General features: G+C 50.1%; 28 protein-coding genes. 27 read left to right on the top strand and 1 reads right to left on the bottom strand.

Annotation, left to right across the window (positions count from 1 at the left end):
* The first annotated feature begins 14 nt into the window (after positions 1-14).
* The 27 genes from rplB (at position 15) to FZF21_RS19845 (ending at position 12,938) form a co-directional block, all read left to right on the top strand.
* Positions 15-836, top strand: a complete 822-nt coding sequence (gene rplB, locus FZF21_RS19975; RefSeq protein ID WP_000301859.1) for a 50S ribosomal protein L2 — start codon at positions 15-17, stop codon at positions 834-836.
* A gap of 16 nt (positions 837-852) precedes the next feature.
* Positions 853-1,131, top strand: a complete 279-nt coding sequence (gene rpsS, locus FZF21_RS19970; RefSeq protein WP_001138117.1) for a 30S ribosomal protein S19 — start codon at positions 853-855, stop codon at positions 1,129-1,131.
* 14 nt (positions 1,132-1,145) lie between these two features.
* Entirely contained in the window at positions 1,146-1,478 is a 333-nt protein-coding gene (rplV, locus tag FZF21_RS19965; RefSeq protein WP_002919773.1) for a 50S ribosomal protein L22, read from the top strand.
* A gap of 17 nt (positions 1,479-1,495) precedes the next feature.
* Positions 1,496-2,197, top strand: coding sequence for a 30S ribosomal protein S3 (gene rpsC / locus FZF21_RS19960; RefSeq protein WP_000529945.1), 702 nt, complete (start codon positions 1,496-1,498; stop codon positions 2,195-2,197).
* Between the two features lie 12 nt (positions 2,198-2,209).
* Entirely contained in the window at positions 2,210-2,620 is a 411-nt protein-coding gene (rplP, locus tag FZF21_RS19955; RefSeq protein ID WP_002919759.1) for a 50S ribosomal protein L16, read from the top strand.
* Positions 2,620-2,811 (top strand): 50S ribosomal protein L29, encoded by a 192-nt coding sequence (gene rpmC, locus FZF21_RS19950; RefSeq protein ID WP_003863282.1) that lies wholly within the window; start codon positions 2,620-2,622, stop codon positions 2,809-2,811. Before rplP ends, rpmC begins: the two co-directional genes overlap by 1 nt.
* Complete coding sequence (gene rpsQ, locus FZF21_RS19945) at positions 2,811-3,065, top strand: 30S ribosomal protein S17 (protein WP_002438707.1); 255 nt, start codon at positions 2,811-2,813, stop codon at positions 3,063-3,065. The genes rpmC and rpsQ overlap by 1 nt, the downstream gene beginning before the upstream one ends.
* Before the next feature lie 166 nt (positions 3,066-3,231).
* Positions 3,232-3,603, top strand: coding sequence for a 50S ribosomal protein L14 (gene rplN, locus FZF21_RS19940; RefSeq protein WP_002919748.1), 372 nt, complete (start codon positions 3,232-3,234; stop codon positions 3,601-3,603).
* Between the two features lie 10 nt (positions 3,604-3,613).
* Entirely contained in the window at positions 3,614-3,928 is a 315-nt protein-coding gene (gene rplX / locus FZF21_RS19935; RefSeq protein WP_003863287.1) for a 50S ribosomal protein L24, read from the top strand.
* A gap of 14 nt (positions 3,929-3,942) precedes the next feature.
* Complete coding sequence (gene rplE, locus FZF21_RS19930) at positions 3,943-4,482, top strand: 50S ribosomal protein L5 (protein ID WP_003863290.1); 540 nt, start codon at positions 3,943-3,945, stop codon at positions 4,480-4,482.
* Between the two features lie 14 nt (positions 4,483-4,496).
* Entirely contained in the window at positions 4,497-4,802 is a 306-nt protein-coding gene (gene rpsN, locus FZF21_RS19925) for a 30S ribosomal protein S14 (protein WP_003863291.1), read from the top strand.
* 30 nt (positions 4,803-4,832) lie between these two features.
* A complete protein-coding gene (gene rpsH / locus FZF21_RS19920) occupies positions 4,833-5,225 on the top strand; it encodes a 30S ribosomal protein S8 (RefSeq protein ID WP_006178918.1) in 393 nt (130 codons plus the stop codon).
* Between the two features lie 12 nt (positions 5,226-5,237).
* On the top strand, positions 5,238-5,771 hold the full coding sequence (gene rplF, locus FZF21_RS19915; protein ID WP_006178917.1) for a 50S ribosomal protein L6: 534 nt from the start codon (positions 5,238-5,240) through the stop codon (positions 5,769-5,771).
* Positions 5,772-5,780: 9 nt separating this feature from the next.
* Complete coding sequence (rplR, locus tag FZF21_RS19910; protein WP_003863297.1) at positions 5,781-6,134, top strand: 50S ribosomal protein L18; 354 nt, start codon at positions 5,781-5,783, stop codon at positions 6,132-6,134.
* 14 nt (positions 6,135-6,148) lie between these two features.
* Positions 6,149-6,649 carry a 30S ribosomal protein S5 gene (gene rpsE / locus FZF21_RS19905; RefSeq protein ID WP_003863299.1) on the top strand — a complete coding sequence of 167 codons (501 nt, stop codon included), beginning with the start codon at positions 6,149-6,151 and terminating at the stop codon, positions 6,647-6,649.
* A gap of 6 nt (positions 6,650-6,655) precedes the next feature.
* Positions 6,656-6,835: a 50S ribosomal protein L30 gene (gene rpmD / locus FZF21_RS19900; RefSeq protein ID WP_003863301.1), complete on the top strand. Its 180-nt coding sequence runs from the start codon at positions 6,656-6,658 to the stop codon at positions 6,833-6,835.
* Positions 6,836-6,838: 3 nt separating this feature from the next.
* On the top strand, positions 6,839-7,273 hold the full coding sequence (gene rplO, locus FZF21_RS19895; RefSeq protein WP_003863304.1) for a 50S ribosomal protein L15: 435 nt from the start codon (positions 6,839-6,841) through the stop codon (positions 7,271-7,273).
* Positions 7,274-7,280: 7 nt separating this feature from the next.
* Positions 7,281-8,612 (top strand): preprotein translocase subunit SecY, encoded by a 1,332-nt coding sequence (gene secY / locus FZF21_RS19890; RefSeq protein WP_003863305.1) that lies wholly within the window; start codon positions 7,281-7,283, stop codon positions 8,610-8,612.
* Between the two features lie 31 nt (positions 8,613-8,643).
* The gene (rpmJ, locus tag FZF21_RS19885; protein ID WP_000868187.1) at positions 8,644-8,760 is read left to right on the top strand and encodes a 50S ribosomal protein L36; all 117 of its coding nucleotides are present in this window, start codon (positions 8,644-8,646) and stop codon (positions 8,758-8,760) included.
* A 146-nt stretch (positions 8,761-8,906) separates the two neighbouring features.
* A complete protein-coding gene (rpsM, locus tag FZF21_RS19880) occupies positions 8,907-9,263 on the top strand; it encodes a 30S ribosomal protein S13 (RefSeq protein ID WP_003863308.1) in 357 nt (118 codons plus the stop codon).
* Between the two features lie 16 nt (positions 9,264-9,279).
* A complete protein-coding gene (rpsK, locus tag FZF21_RS19875) occupies positions 9,280-9,669 on the top strand; it encodes a 30S ribosomal protein S11 (RefSeq protein WP_003863312.1) in 390 nt (129 codons plus the stop codon).
* A 32-nt stretch (positions 9,670-9,701) separates the two neighbouring features.
* Positions 9,702-10,322 (top strand): 30S ribosomal protein S4, encoded by a 621-nt coding sequence (rpsD, locus tag FZF21_RS19870; RefSeq protein WP_003863314.1) that lies wholly within the window; start codon positions 9,702-9,704, stop codon positions 10,320-10,322.
* Positions 10,323-10,347: 25 nt separating this feature from the next.
* On the top strand, positions 10,348-11,337 hold the full coding sequence (rpoA, locus tag FZF21_RS19865) for a DNA-directed RNA polymerase subunit alpha (RefSeq protein ID WP_002919219.1): 990 nt from the start codon (positions 10,348-10,350) through the stop codon (positions 11,335-11,337).
* A 40-nt stretch (positions 11,338-11,377) separates the two neighbouring features.
* Complete coding sequence (rplQ, locus tag FZF21_RS19860; protein ID WP_001216368.1) at positions 11,378-11,761, top strand: 50S ribosomal protein L17; 384 nt, start codon at positions 11,378-11,380, stop codon at positions 11,759-11,761.
* 107 nt (positions 11,762-11,868) lie between these two features.
* Positions 11,869-12,237 carry a DUF1992 domain-containing protein gene (locus FZF21_RS19855; protein ID WP_023295520.1) on the top strand — a complete coding sequence of 123 codons (369 nt, stop codon included), beginning with the start codon at positions 11,869-11,871 and terminating at the stop codon, positions 12,235-12,237.
* Between the two features lie 2 nt (positions 12,238-12,239).
* Positions 12,240-12,665: a Zn(2+)-responsive transcriptional regulator gene (gene zntR, locus FZF21_RS19850; protein WP_003863328.1), complete on the top strand. Its 426-nt coding sequence runs from the start codon at positions 12,240-12,242 to the stop codon at positions 12,663-12,665.
* 57 nt (positions 12,666-12,722) lie between these two features.
* Positions 12,723-12,938 carry an alternative ribosome-rescue factor A gene (locus tag FZF21_RS19845; RefSeq protein WP_017383729.1) on the top strand — a complete coding sequence of 72 codons (216 nt, stop codon included), beginning with the start codon at positions 12,723-12,725 and terminating at the stop codon, positions 12,936-12,938.
* Here the strand turns inward: FZF21_RS19845 and mscL are convergent, their stop codons facing one another.
* Positions 12,939-13,352, bottom strand: a complete 414-nt coding sequence (mscL, locus tag FZF21_RS19840) for a large-conductance mechanosensitive channel protein MscL (protein WP_003863335.1) — start codon at positions 13,350-13,352, stop codon at positions 12,939-12,941.
* Between the last annotated feature and the right edge of the window lie 89 nt (positions 13,353-13,441).

Raw genomic sequence — 13,441 nt, 5'->3', positions numbered from 1 at the left:
GGAGGAGTAATACAATGGCAGTTGTTAAATGTAAACCGACATCTCCGGGTCGTCGCCACGTAGTTAAAGTGGTTAACCCTGAGCTGCACAAGGGCAAACCTTTTGCTCCGTTGCTGGAAAAAAACAGCAAATCCGGTGGTCGTAACAACAATGGCCGTATCACCACTCGTCACATCGGTGGTGGCCACAAGCAGGCTTATCGTATTGTTGACTTCAAACGCAACAAAGACGGTATCCCAGCAGTTGTTGAGCGTCTTGAGTACGATCCGAACCGTTCCGCGAACATCGCGCTGGTTCTGTACAAAGATGGCGAACGCCGTTACATCCTGGCCCCTAAAGGCCTGAAAGCTGGCGACCAGATTCAGTCTGGCGTTGATGCTGCAATCAAAGCAGGCAACACCCTGCCGATGCGCAATATCCCGGTTGGTTCTACCGTTCATAACGTAGAAATGAAACCAGGTAAAGGCGGTCAGCTGGCGCGTTCCGCGGGTACTTACGTTCAGATCGTTGCGCGTGACGGTGCTTATGTCACCCTGCGTCTGCGTTCTGGTGAAATGCGTAAAGTCGAAGCAGACTGCCGCGCTACTCTGGGCGAAGTTGGCAATGCTGAGCATATGCTGCGCGTTCTGGGTAAAGCTGGTGCTGCACGCTGGCGTGGTGTTCGTCCTACCGTTCGCGGTACTGCGATGAACCCAGTCGACCACCCACATGGTGGTGGTGAAGGTCGTAACTTTGGTAAGCACCCGGTAACTCCGTGGGGCGTTCAGACCAAAGGTAAGAAGACCCGCAGCAACAAGCGTACTGATAAATTTATCGTACGTCGCCGTAGCAAATAATTTTAGAGGATAAGCCATGCCACGTTCTCTCAAGAAAGGTCCTTTTATTGACCTGCACTTGCTGAAGAAGGTAGAGAAAGCGGTGGAAAGCGGAGACAAGAAGCCCCTGCGCACTTGGTCCCGTCGTTCAACGATCTTTCCTAACATGATCGGTTTGACCATCGCTGTCCATAATGGTCGTCAGCACGTTCCAGTCTTTGTTACCGACGAAATGGTTGGTCACAAACTGGGTGAATTCGCACCGACTCGTACTTATCGCGGCCACGCTGCTGATAAAAAAGCGAAGAAGAAATAAGGTAGGAGGAAGAGATGGAAACTTTAGCTCAACATCGCCATGCTCGTTCTTCTGCACAGAAGGTTCGCCTTGTTGCTGACCTGATTCGCGGTAAGAAAGTGTCGCAGGCCCTGGACATCCTGACCTATACCAACAAGAAAGCTGCGGTATTGGTCAAGAAAGTACTGGAATCTGCCATTGCTAACGCTGAACACAACGATGGCGCTGACATCGACGATCTGAAAGTCGCGAAAATTTTCGTAGATGAAGGCCCAAGCATGAAGCGCATTATGCCGCGTGCGAAAGGTCGTGCAGATCGCATCCTGAAGCGCACCAGCCACATTACTGTGGTTGTGTCCGATCGCTGAGACTCTGGAGACTAGCAATGGGTCAGAAAGTACATCCTAATGGTATTCGCCTGGGTATTGTAAAACCATGGAACTCTACCTGGTTTGCGAACACCAAAGAATTCGCTGACAACCTGGACAGCGATTTTAAAGTACGTCAGTACCTGACTAAGGAACTGGCTAAAGCGTCTGTATCTCGTATCGTTATCGAGCGTCCAGCTAAGAGCATCCGTGTGACTATTCACACTGCTCGCCCTGGCATCGTTATCGGTAAGAAAGGCGAAGACGTAGAAAAACTGCGCAAGGTCGTAGCGGATATCGCTGGCGTTCCTGCACAGATCAATATCGCTGAAGTTCGTAAGCCTGAACTGGACGCTAAATTGGTTGCTGACAGCATCACTTCTCAGCTGGAACGTCGCGTTATGTTCCGTCGTGCTATGAAGCGTGCTGTACAGAACGCAATGCGTCTGGGCGCTAAAGGTATCAAAGTTGAAGTTAGCGGCCGTCTGGGCGGCGCGGAAATCGCACGTACCGAATGGTACCGCGAAGGTCGCGTACCGCTGCACACTCTGCGTGCTGACATCGACTACAACACCTCTGAAGCGCACACCACTTACGGTGTAATCGGCGTTAAGGTATGGATCTTCAAAGGTGAGATCCTGGGTGGTATGGCTGCTGTTGAACAACCGGAAAAACCGGCTGCTCAACCTAAAAAGCAGCAGCGTAAAGGCCGTAAATAAGGAGCGTCGCTGATGTTACAACCAAAGCGTACAAAATTCCGTAAAGTGCACAAAGGCCGCAACCGTGGTCTGGCGCAGGGTACGGATGTTAGCTTCGGCACTTTCGGTCTGAAAGCTGTTGGCCGTGGTCGTCTGACTGCACGTCAGATCGAAGCAGCACGTCGTGCAATGACCCGTGCAGTTAAGCGTCAAGGTAAGATCTGGATCCGTGTATTCCCGGACAAACCGATCACCGAGAAGCCACTGGAAGTTCGTATGGGTAAAGGTAAAGGTAACGTGGAGTACTGGGTTGCCTTGATCCAACCGGGCAAAGTCCTTTATGAAATGGACGGTGTTCCGGAAGAGCTGGCCCGTGAAGCCTTCGGCCTGGCAGCAGCGAAACTGCCTATCAAAACCACCTTTGTAACTAAGACGGTGATGTAATGAAAGCAAAAGAGCTGCGTGAAAAAAGCGTTGAAGAGCTGAACGCTGAGCTGCTGAACCTGCTGCGTGAGCAGTTCAACCTGCGTATGCAGGCTGCAAGTGGCCAGCTGCAACAGACTCACCTGCTGAAGCAAGTGCGTCGCAATGTTGCGCGCGTTAAGACTTTACTGACTCAGAAGGCGGGTGCGTAATGACCGATAAAATCCGTACTCTGCAAGGTCGTGTTGTTAGCGATAAAATGGAGAAATCCATTGTTGTAGCTATCGAACGTTTTGTGAAACACCCGATCTACGGTAAATTCATCAAGCGTACGACCAAACTGCACGTACATGACGAGAACAACGAATGTGGTATCGGCGACAAGGTTGAAATCCGTGAATGCCGTCCACTGTCCAAGACTAAGTCCTGGACGCTGGTTCGCGTTGTAGAGAAAGCGGTTCTGTAATAGAGTACGCATTCTCAATACGAATAAACGGCTCAGCGATGAGCCGTTTATTTTTTCTACCCATATTGCAGAAGCGGTGTTATAATGCCGCGCCCTCGATATGGGGCTTTTTAACGGCTCTGATTTTAGAGTCTCAGGTAGTAGTTGACATTAGCGGAGCACTAAAATGATCCAAGAACAGACTATGCTGAACGTCGCCGACAACTCCGGTGCACGTCGCGTAATGTGTATCAAGGTTCTGGGTGGCTCGCACCGTCGCTACGCAGGCGTAGGCGACATCATCAAGATCACCATCAAGGAAGCAATTCCACGTGGTAAGGTCAAAAAAGGTGATGTGCTGAAGGCGGTAGTGGTGCGCACCAAGAAGGGTGTTCGTCGCCCTGACGGTTCTGTCATTCGCTTCGATGGTAATGCATGCGTTATTTTAAACAATAACAGCGAGCAGCCTATCGGCACGCGTATCTTTGGGCCGGTAACTCGTGAACTTCGTACTGAGAAGTTCATGAAAATTATCTCTCTGGCACCAGAAGTACTCTAAGGAGCGAATCATGGCAGCGAAAATCCGTCGTGATGACGAAGTTATCGTGTTAACCGGTAAAGATAAAGGTAAACGCGGTAAAGTAAAAAATGTTCTGTCTTCCGGCAAACTTGTCGTTGAAGGTATCAACCTGGTTAAGAAACATCAGAAGCCGGTTCCGGCCCTGAACCAACCAGGCGGCATCGTTGAAAAAGAAGCTGCTATTCAGGTTTCTAACGTTGCAATCTTCAATGCGGCTACCGGCAAGGCTGACCGTGTAGGCTTTAGATTCGAAGACGGTAAAAAAGTCCGTTTCTTCAAATCTAACAGCGAAACTATCAAGTAATTTGGAGTAGTACGATGGCGAAACTGCATGATTACTACAAAGACGAAGTAGTTAACAAACTCATGACTGAGTTTAACTACAATTCTGTCATGCAAGTCCCTCGGGTCGAGAAGATCACCCTGAACATGGGTGTTGGTGAAGCGATCGCTGACAAGAAACTGCTGGATAACGCAGCAGCTGACCTGACAGCAATCTCCGGTCAAAAACCGCTGATCACCAAAGCACGCAAATCTGTTGCAGGCTTCAAAATCCGTCAGGGCTATCCGATCGGCTGTAAAGTAACTCTGCGTGGCGAACGCATGTGGGAGTTCCTTGAGCGCCTGATCACTATTGCTGTTCCACGTATCCGTGACTTCCGTGGCTTGTCCGCTAAGTCTTTCGACGGTCGTGGTAACTACAGCATGGGTGTCCGTGAGCAGATCATCTTCCCAGAAATCGACTACGATAAAGTCGACCGCGTGCGTGGTTTGGATATTACCATTACCACTACTGCGAAATCTGATGAAGAAGGCCGTGCTCTGCTGGCTGCCTTTGACTTCCCGTTCCGCAAGTAAGGTAGGGTTACTGAATGGCTAAGCAATCAATGAAAGCACGCGAAGTAAAGCGCGTAGCTTTAGCTGATAAATTCTTCGCTAAACGCGCTGAACTGAAAGCGATCATTTCTGATGTGAACGCTTCCGACGAAGATCGTTGGAATGCGGTTCTCAAGCTGCAGTCTCTGCCGCGTGATTCCAGCCCGTCTCGTCAGCGTAACCGCTGTCGTCAAACAGGTCGTCCACATGGTTATGTGGGCAAGTTTGGGTTGAGCCGTATCAAACTGCGTGAAGCCGCCATGCGCGGTGAAGTGCCAGGCTTGAAAAAGGCTAGCTGGTAATTACCAATTGAATCACGGGAGTAAAGACAGATGAGCATGCAAGATCCGATCGCGGATATGCTGACCCGTATCCGTAACGGTCAGGCCGCGAACAAAGTTGCGGTCACCATGCCTTCCGCCAAGCTGAAAGTGGCAATTGCCAACGTGCTGAAGGAAGAAGGTTTTATCGAAGATTTTAAAGTTGAAGGCGACACCAAGCCGGAACTGGAACTTACTCTCAAGTATTTCCAGGGTAAAGCTGTTGTAGAAAGCATTCAGCGTGTCAGCCGCCCAGGCCTGCGCATCTATAAGAAAAAAGATGAGCTGCCAAAAGTAATGGCTGGTCTTGGTATCGCAGTTGTTTCTACCTCTAAAGGTGTTATGACTGATCGTGCAGCGCGCCAGGCTGGTCTTGGTGGCGAAATTATCTGCTACGTAGCCTAATCGGAGGAAAGAATGTCTCGTGTTGCTAAAGCACCGGTCGTTATTCCTGCCGGCGTTGATGTAAAAATCGACGGTCAGGTTATTACGATCAAAGGTAAAAACGGCGAGCTGACTCGTACCCTCAACAATGCTGTTGAAGTTAAACATGCAGATAACGCTCTGACCTTCGGTCCACGTGATGGTTTCGTGGATGGATGGGCTCAGGCTGGTACCGCGCGTGCCCTGCTGAACTCAATGGTTGTTGGTGTTACCGAAGGCTTCACTAAAAAGCTTCAGCTGGTTGGTGTAGGTTATCGTGCAGCTATCAAAGGGAATGCAGTAGGCCTGTCTCTGGGCTTCTCACACCCTGTTGAGCATCCGCTGCCGGCCGGTATCACTGCAGAATGCCCGACTCAGACTGAAATCGTGCTGAAAGGCGCTGATAAACAGCTGATCGGTCAGGTTGCAGCAGATCTGCGCGCCTACCGTCGTCCTGAGCCTTATAAAGGCAAGGGTGTTCGTTACGCCGACGAAGTCGTGCGTACCAAAGAGGCTAAGAAGAAGTAAGGTAACACTATGGATAAGAAATCTGCTCGTATCCGTCGTGCGACCCGCGCACGCCGCAAGCTCAAAGAGCTGGGTGCAACTCGCCTGGTGGTACATCGTACCCCGCGTCATATTTACGCACAGGTAATTGCACCGAACGGTTCTGAAGTTCTGGTAGCTGCTTCTACTGTAGAAAAAGCTATCTCAGAACAATTGAAGTATACCGGTAACAAAGACGCCGCAGCAGCTGTAGGTAAAGCTGTCGCTGAACGCGCTCTGGAAAAAGGCATCAGCAATGTTTCCTTTGACCGTTCCGGGTTCCAATATCATGGTCGTGTCCAGGCACTGGCAGATGCTGCCCGTGAAGCTGGCCTTCAGTTCTAAGGTAGAGGTGTAAGATGGCTCACATCGAAAAACAGGCTGGCGAACTGCAGGAAAAGCTGATCGCGGTAAACCGCGTATCTAAAACCGTTAAAGGTGGTCGTATTTTCTCCTTCACAGCTCTGACTGTAGTGGGTGATGGTAACGGTCGCGTTGGTTTTGGTTACGGTAAAGCGCGTGAAGTTCCAGCAGCGATCCAGAAAGCGATGGAAAAAGCCCGTCGCAATATGATTAACGTCGCGCTGAACAACGGTACCCTGCAACACCCAGTTAAAGGTGTTCACACGGGTTCTCGTGTATTCATGCAGCCAGCTTCCGAAGGTACCGGTATCATCGCCGGTGGTGCAATGCGCGCCGTTCTGGAAGTTGCTGGAGTTCATAACGTTCTGGCTAAAGCATATGGTTCCACCAACCCGATCAACGTGGTTCGTGCAACTATTGATGGCCTGGAAAATATGAATTCTCCAGAAATGGTCGCTGCCAAGCGTGGTAAATCCGTTGAAGAAATTCTGGGGTAATTGACCATGGCAAAGACTATTAAAATCACTCAAACCCGCAGTGCAATCGGTCGTCTGCCGAAACACAAGGCAACGCTGCTTGGCCTGGGTCTGCGTCGTATTGGTCATACCGTTGAGCGCGAGGATACTCCTGCTGTTCGTGGTATGGTCAACGCGGTTTACTTCATGGTTAAAGTTGAGGAGTAAGAGATGCGTTTAAATACTCTGTCTCCGGCCGAAGGCTCTAAAAAGGCGGGTAAACGCCTGGGTCGTGGTATCGGTTCTGGCCTCGGCAAAACCGGTGGTCGTGGTCACAAAGGTCAGAACTCTCGTTCTGGCGGTGGCGTACGTCGCGGTTTCGAGGGTGGCCAGATGCCACTGTACCGTCGTCTGCCGAAGTTCGGCTTCACCTCTCGCAAAGCAGCGATCACAGCGGAAATCCGTCTGTCTGACCTGGCGAAAGTTGAAGGCGGCGTTGTAGACCTGAACACGCTGAAAGCGGCTAACATTATCGGTATCCAGATCGAGTTCGCGAAAGTGATCCTGGCTGGTGAAGTTTCTACTCCGGTAACTGTTCGTGGCCTGCGTGTTACTAAAGGTGCTCGTGCTGCTATCGAAGCTGCTGGCGGTAAAATTGAGGAATAAGTAGCAGATGGCTAAGCAACCGGGATTAGATTTTCAAAGTGCCAAAGGTGGATTTGGCGAGCTGAAACGCAGACTGCTGTTTGTAATCGGCGCGCTGATTGTGTTCCGTATTGGCTCTTTTATTCCGATCCCTGGTATTGATGCCGCTGTACTTGCCAAACTGCTTGAGCAACAGCGAGGCACCATCATTGAAATGTTCAACATGTTCTCTGGTGGTGCTCTCAGCCGTGCTTCTATTTTCGCACTGGGTATTATGCCGTACATTTCGGCATCGATTATTATCCAGCTGCTGACGGTCGTTCATCCGGCCCTGGCAGAGTTGAAGAAAGAAGGGGAGTCTGGACGTCGTAAGATTAGCCAGTACACCCGTTACGGCACTCTGGTGCTGGCAATATTCCAGTCGATCGGTATTGCTACCGGTCTTCCGAATATGCCTGGTATGCAGGGCCTGGTATTAAACCCAGGCTTTGCATTCTATTTCACCGCTGTTGTAAGTCTGGTCACAGGGACCATGTTCCTGATGTGGCTCGGCGAACAGATTACTGAACGAGGTATCGGTAACGGTATCTCAATCATTATCTTCGCCGGTATCGTTGCGGGTCTCCCGCCGGCCATCGCCCATACTATCGAGCAAGCGCGTCAAGGCGACCTGCACTTCCTCCTGTTGCTGTTGGTTGCAGTATTAGTATTTGCAGTGACGTTCTTTGTTGTCTTCGTTGAACGTGGTCAACGCCGCATTGTGGTGAACTACGCTAAACGTCAGCAGGGTCGTCGTGTCTATGCTGCACAGAGCACACATTTACCGCTGAAAGTGAATATGGCGGGGGTTATCCCGGCTATCTTCGCTTCCAGTATTATTCTGTTCCCGGCAACCATCGCGTCATGGTTCGGGGGCGGTACTGGTTGGAACTGGCTGACAACAATTTCGCTGTATTTGCAGCCTGGGCAACCACTTTATGTGTTACTCTATGCGTCTGCGATCATCTTCTTCTGTTTCTTCTACACGGCGTTGGTCTTCAACCCGCGTGAAACAGCAGATAACCTGAAGAAGTCCGGTGCATTTGTACCAGGAATTCGTCCGGGAGAGCAAACGGCGAAGTATATCGATAAAGTAATGACTCGCCTGACTTTGGTTGGTGCGCTTTATATTACTTTTATCTGCCTGATCCCGGAGTTCATGCGTGATGCAATGAAAGTACCGTTCTACTTCGGTGGGACCTCACTGCTTATCGTTGTGGTCGTGATTATGGACTTTATGGCTCAAGTGCAAACTCTGATGATGTCCAGTCAGTATGAGTCTGCATTGAAGAAGGCGAACCTGAAAGGCTACGGCCGCTAACTGGTCGCCTGAGAAGTTACGGAGAGTAAAAATGAAAGTTCGTGCTTCCGTCAAGAAATTATGCCGTAACTGCAAAATCGTTAAGCGTGATGGTGTCATCCGTGTGATTTGCAGTGCCGAGCCGAAGCATAAACAGCGCCAAGGCTGATTATTTCGCATATTTTTCTTGCAAAGTTGGGTTGAGCTGGCTAGATTAGCCAGCCAATCTTTTGTATGTCTGTACGTTTCCATTTGAGTATCCTGAAAACGGGCTTTTCAGCATGGTGCGTACATATTAAATAGTAGGAGTGCATAGTGGCCCGTATAGCAGGCATTAACATTCCTGATCAGAAACATGCTGTGATCGCATTAACTTCGATCTATGGCGTCGGCAAGACCCGTTCTAAAGCCATTCTGGCTGCAGCGGGTATCGCTGAAGATGTTAAGATCAGTGAGCTGTCTGAAGAACAAATCGACACGCTGCGTGACGAAGTTGCCAAATTTGTCGTTGAAGGTGATCTGCGCCGTGAAATCAGCATGAGCATCAAGCGCCTGATGGATCTTGGTTGCTATCGCGGTTTGCGTCATCGTCGTGGTCTGCCAGTGCGCGGTCAGCGTACTAAGACCAACGCACGTACCCGTAAGGGTCCGCGCAAACCGATCAAGAAATAATCGGGGTGATTGAATAATGGCAAAGGCACCAGTTCGTGCACGTAAACGTGTAAGAAAACAAGTCTCTGACGGCGTGGCTCATATCCATGCTTCTTTCAACAACACCATCGTTACTATTACTGATCGTCAGGGTAACGCATTGGGTTGGGCAACAGCCGGTGGTTCCGGTTTCCGTGGTTCTCGCAAATCCACTCCGTTCGCAGCTCAGGTTGCAGCAGAGCGTTGCGCTGAAGCCGTAAAAGAATACGGCATCAAGAATCTGGAAGTTATGGTTAAAGGTCCGGGTCCGGGTCGTGAATCTACTGTTCGCGCTCTGAACGCCGCTGGTTTCCGCATCACGAATATTACTGATGTGACTCCGATCCCTCATAACGGTTGTCGTCCGCCGAAAAAACGTCGCGTATAACGCTCGTTTTTTAGGTTAGTTGGAGATAGAAAATGGCAAGATATTTGGGTCCTAAGCTCAAGCTGAGCCGTCGTGAGGGCACCGACTTATTCCTTAAGTCTGGCGTTCGCGCGATCGATACCAAGTGTAAAATTGAACAAGCTCCTGGCCAGCACGGTGCGCGTAAACCGCGTCTGTCTGACTATGGTGTGCAGTTGCGTGAAAAGCAAAAAGTTCGCCGTATCTACGGTGTGCTGGAGCGTCAGTTCCGTAACTACTATAAAGAAGCAGCACGTCTGAAAGGCAACACAGGTGAAAACCTGCTGGCTCTGCTGGAAGGTCGTCTGGACAACGTTGTATACCGTATGGGCTTCGGCGCGACTCGTGCTGAATCACGCCAGCTGGTTAGCCATAAAGCAATCATGGTAAACGGTCGTGTTGTTAACATCGCTTCTTATCAGGTTAAAGCGAATGACGTTGTTAGCATTCGTGAGAAAGCGAAAAAGCAATCTCGCGTGAAAGCCGCTCTGGAGCTGGCTGAGCAGCGTGAAAAGCCAACCTGGCTGGAAGTTGATGCTGGCAAGATGGAAGGTACGTTCAAGCGTCAGCCAGAACGTTCTGATCTGTCTGCGGACATTAACGAACACCTGATCGTCGAGCTTTACTCCAAGTAAAGCTTAGTACCAAAGAGAGGACACAATGCAGGGTTCTGTGACAGAGTTTCTAAAACCGCGCCTGGTAGATATCGAGCAAGTGAGTTCGACGCACGCCAAGGTGACCCTTGAGCCTTTAGAGCGTGGCTTTGGCCATACTCTGGGTAACGCACTGCGCCGTATTCTGCTCTCATCGATGCCGGGTTGCGCGGTGACCGAGGTTGAGATTGATGGTGTACTTCATGAGTACAGCACCAAAGAAGGCGTTCAGGAAGATATCCTTGAAATCCTGCTCAACCTGAAAGGGCTGGCGGTGAGAGTTCAGGGTAAAGATGAAGTTATTCTTACTCTGAATAAATCTGGCATTGGCCCTGTGACTGCAGCCGACATCACCCACGACGGTGATGTTGAAATCGTCAAGCCGCAGCACGTGATCTGCCACCTGACCGATGAGAACGCAGCTATTAGCATGCGTATCAAAGTTCAGCGCGGTCGTGGTTATGTGCCGGCTTCTGCCCGAATTCATTCGGAAGAAGATGAGCGCCCAATCGGCCGTCTGCTGGTCGACGCATGTTACAGCCCTGTAGAGCGTATTGCCTACAATGTTGAAGCAGCGCGTGTAGAACAGCGTACCGACCTGGACAAGCTGGTCATCGAAATGGAAACCAATGGCACAATCGATCCTGAAGAGGCGATTCGTCGTGCGGCAACCATCCTGGCAGAACAACTGGAAGCTTTCGTTGACTTACGTGATGTACGTCAGCCGGAAGTGAAAGAAGAGAAACCAGAATTCGATCCGATCCTGCTGCGCCCTGTTGACGATCTGGAATTGACTGTCCGCTCTGCTAACTGCCTCAAGGCAGAAGCTATCCACTATATCGGTGATCTGGTACAGCGTACCGAGGTTGAGTTGCTGAAAACGCCGAACCTGGGTAAAAAATCTCTTACCGAGATTAAAGACGTGCTGGCTTCACGTGGTCTGTCTCTGGGCATGCGCCTGGAAAACTGGCCACCAGCAAGCATTGCTGACGAGTAACCGGATCACAGGTTAAGGTTTTACTGAGAAGGATAAGGTCATGCGCCATCGTAAGAGTGGTCGTCAACTGAACCGCAACAGCAGCCATCGCCAGGCTATGTTCCGCAACATGGCAGGTTCACTGGTTCGTCATGAAATCATCAAGACGACCCTGCCTAAAGCGAAAGAGCTGCGTCGCGTAGTTGAGCCGCTGATTACTCTTGCCAAGACTGACAGCGTTGCTAATCGTCGTCTGGCATTCGCCCGTACTCGTGATAACGAGATCGTGGCAAAACTGTTTAACGAACTGGGCCCGCGTTTCGCGAGCCGTGCCGGTGGTTACACTCGCATTCTGAAGTGTGGCTTCCGTGCAGGCGACAACGCGCCGATGGCTTACATCGAGCTGGTTGATCGTTCAGAGAAAGCAGAAGCTGCTGCAGAGTAATCTGTAGTAACGTAAAAAAACCCGCCTCGGCGGGTTTTTTTATATCCGCAGAATCTCCACTTATCTACAATGTCTGTATCTTTTCTGCTCACCCCCTGGAGTTCATTATGTGGTTGCTCGATCAGTGGGCTGAACGCCATATTTGCGATGCCCAAAACAAAGGCGAGTTCGAAAATCTTCCCGGTAGCGGTGAGCCGCTGATTCTGGACGATGATTCACATATTCCCCCTGAATTACGGGCCGGTTATCGCTTACTGAAAAACGCAGGTTGTTTACCGCCTGAACTTCAGCAACGCAATGAAGCCGTCGAGCTTGCCGATCTGCTTAAAGGCATTCATAAGAATGACCCGCGGTACTCCGAAATCAGTCGTCGGTTGGCGCTCATCGAGCTAAAACTGCGCCAGACGGGAATGAATACTGACTTTTTGCATGGTGAGTACAGTGAAAGGTTAATGCAAAAAATAAACGAGGAGTAGCCATGTACCGCATAGGTGAACTTGCGAAGCTTGCTAACGTAACGCCGGATACTATCCGCTACTACGAAAAGCAGCAGATGATCGATCATGAGGTCAGAACGGAAGGTGGATTTCGCCTTTATACGGATAACGACCTGCAACGCCTTCGTTTTATCCGCTATGCACGGCAACTCGGCTTCACGCTGGAGTCGATCCGTGAACTGCTGTCGATCCGTATCGATCCTGAACATCATACGTGTCAGGAATCTAAAAGCATCGTTCAGGCCCGGCTGGATGAAGTTGAAGGACGCATTCAGGAGCTGCAAGCCATGCAGCGATCTCTGCAAAGGTTAAATGACGCGTGCTGCGGTACCGCTCATAGCAGTGTTTATTGCTCAATACTGGAAGCTCTTGAACAGGGCGCCAGTAGTGAAACTCAGGGTTGTTGATTTTTTATCAGCCAGGGACTAGACTCCCGCCGACATTAACTATGCTCAGGAGAAATGATGAGCCGCTATCAGCATACGAAGGGACAAATTAAGGATAACGCCATTGAGGCATTGCTTCACGACCCGCTTTTCAGACAGCGTGTTGAGAAGAACAAGAAAGGAAAAGGGAGTTATTTACGTAAAGGTAAACATGCACAACGGGGTAACTGGGAGGCCAGTGGCAAGCAAGCTAATCGCTTTTTTACCACTGGCCTTTCTGTTTCTGTCGCCTGATTAAACGCGGTTGTTCTGCTCTTTTAACAGATCGCGAATTTCAGTCAGTAAGACTTCTTCTTTAGTTGGTGCTGGCGGGGCAGCAGCCGGTTCTTCTTTTTTACGGTTAAGTCTGTTGATAAGTTTGATCGCCATGAAAATGGCAAATGCCACGATCACGAAATCAAATACGTTCTGAATGAATACGCCATAGTGCATTACAACCGCAGGGATATCGCCCTGAGCCTCCCGAAGGGTGAAGGCGAACTGTTTGAAATCAATGCCTCCAATCAACAGTCCTAACGGCGGCATAATAATGTCGGCGACTAATGATGAAACGATCTTACCGAACGCCGCACCAATAATGACACCCACAGCCAAATCCACCACATTCCCGCGCATCGCAAATTCGCGAAACTCTTTAATAAAACTCATTATGTTCTCCTTGTGCCAGCTGACGCCTATAAGTTTAACAAATGATTAGCTAATTGCCATTGGGGATAAATAATCGTTATGAAAAATAA

It is taken from the genome of Enterobacter sp. LU1, from assembly GCF_008271405.2.
Lineage (GTDB): Bacteria > Pseudomonadota > Gammaproteobacteria > Enterobacterales > Enterobacteriaceae > Enterobacter > Enterobacter hormaechei_C.
The sequence above is the reverse complement of the archived record's forward strand: the minus strand, read 5'-3'. Positions and strand labels throughout refer to the sequence as shown.

Coding starts and splice junctions, on each gene's coding strand:
- rplB (WP_000301859.1), top strand. CDS start 15: ATGGCAGTTGTTAAATGTAAACCGACATCTCCGGGTCGTCGCCACGTA.
- rpsS (WP_001138117.1), top strand. CDS start 853: ATGCCACGTTCTCTCAAGAAAGGTCCTTTTATTGACCTGCACTTGCTG.
- rplV (WP_002919773.1), top strand. CDS start 1,146: ATGGAAACTTTAGCTCAACATCGCCATGCTCGTTCTTCTGCACAGAAG.
- rpsC (WP_000529945.1), top strand. CDS start 1,496: ATGGGTCAGAAAGTACATCCTAATGGTATTCGCCTGGGTATTGTAAAA.
- rplP (WP_002919759.1), top strand. CDS start 2,210: ATGTTACAACCAAAGCGTACAAAATTCCGTAAAGTGCACAAAGGCCGC.
- rpmC (WP_003863282.1), top strand. CDS start 2,620: ATGAAAGCAAAAGAGCTGCGTGAAAAAAGCGTTGAAGAGCTGAACGCT.
- rpsQ (WP_002438707.1), top strand. CDS start 2,811: ATGACCGATAAAATCCGTACTCTGCAAGGTCGTGTTGTTAGCGATAAA.
- rplN (WP_002919748.1), top strand. CDS start 3,232: ATGATCCAAGAACAGACTATGCTGAACGTCGCCGACAACTCCGGTGCA.
- rplX (WP_003863287.1), top strand. CDS start 3,614: ATGGCAGCGAAAATCCGTCGTGATGACGAAGTTATCGTGTTAACCGGT.
- rplE (WP_003863290.1), top strand. CDS start 3,943: ATGGCGAAACTGCATGATTACTACAAAGACGAAGTAGTTAACAAACTC.
- rpsN (WP_003863291.1), top strand. CDS start 4,497: ATGGCTAAGCAATCAATGAAAGCACGCGAAGTAAAGCGCGTAGCTTTA.
- rpsH (WP_006178918.1), top strand. CDS start 4,833: ATGAGCATGCAAGATCCGATCGCGGATATGCTGACCCGTATCCGTAAC.
- rplF (WP_006178917.1), top strand. CDS start 5,238: ATGTCTCGTGTTGCTAAAGCACCGGTCGTTATTCCTGCCGGCGTTGAT.
- rplR (WP_003863297.1), top strand. CDS start 5,781: ATGGATAAGAAATCTGCTCGTATCCGTCGTGCGACCCGCGCACGCCGC.
- rpsE (WP_003863299.1), top strand. CDS start 6,149: ATGGCTCACATCGAAAAACAGGCTGGCGAACTGCAGGAAAAGCTGATC.
- rpmD (WP_003863301.1), top strand. CDS start 6,656: ATGGCAAAGACTATTAAAATCACTCAAACCCGCAGTGCAATCGGTCGT.
- rplO (WP_003863304.1), top strand. CDS start 6,839: ATGCGTTTAAATACTCTGTCTCCGGCCGAAGGCTCTAAAAAGGCGGGT.
- secY (WP_003863305.1), top strand. CDS start 7,281: ATGGCTAAGCAACCGGGATTAGATTTTCAAAGTGCCAAAGGTGGATTT.
- rpmJ (WP_000868187.1), top strand. CDS start 8,644: ATGAAAGTTCGTGCTTCCGTCAAGAAATTATGCCGTAACTGCAAAATC.
- rpsK (WP_003863312.1), top strand. CDS start 9,280: ATGGCAAAGGCACCAGTTCGTGCACGTAAACGTGTAAGAAAACAAGTC.
- rpsD (WP_003863314.1), top strand. CDS start 9,702: ATGGCAAGATATTTGGGTCCTAAGCTCAAGCTGAGCCGTCGTGAGGGC.
- rpoA (WP_002919219.1), top strand. CDS start 10,348: ATGCAGGGTTCTGTGACAGAGTTTCTAAAACCGCGCCTGGTAGATATC.
- rplQ (WP_001216368.1), top strand. CDS start 11,378: ATGCGCCATCGTAAGAGTGGTCGTCAACTGAACCGCAACAGCAGCCAT.
- FZF21_RS19855 (WP_023295520.1), top strand. CDS start 11,869: ATGTGGTTGCTCGATCAGTGGGCTGAACGCCATATTTGCGATGCCCAA.
- zntR (WP_003863328.1), top strand. CDS start 12,240: ATGTACCGCATAGGTGAACTTGCGAAGCTTGCTAACGTAACGCCGGAT.
- FZF21_RS19845 (WP_017383729.1), top strand. CDS start 12,723: ATGAGCCGCTATCAGCATACGAAGGGACAAATTAAGGATAACGCCATT.
- mscL (WP_003863335.1), bottom strand. CDS start 13,352: ATGAGTTTTATTAAAGAGTTTCGCGAATTTGCGATGCGCGGGAATGTG.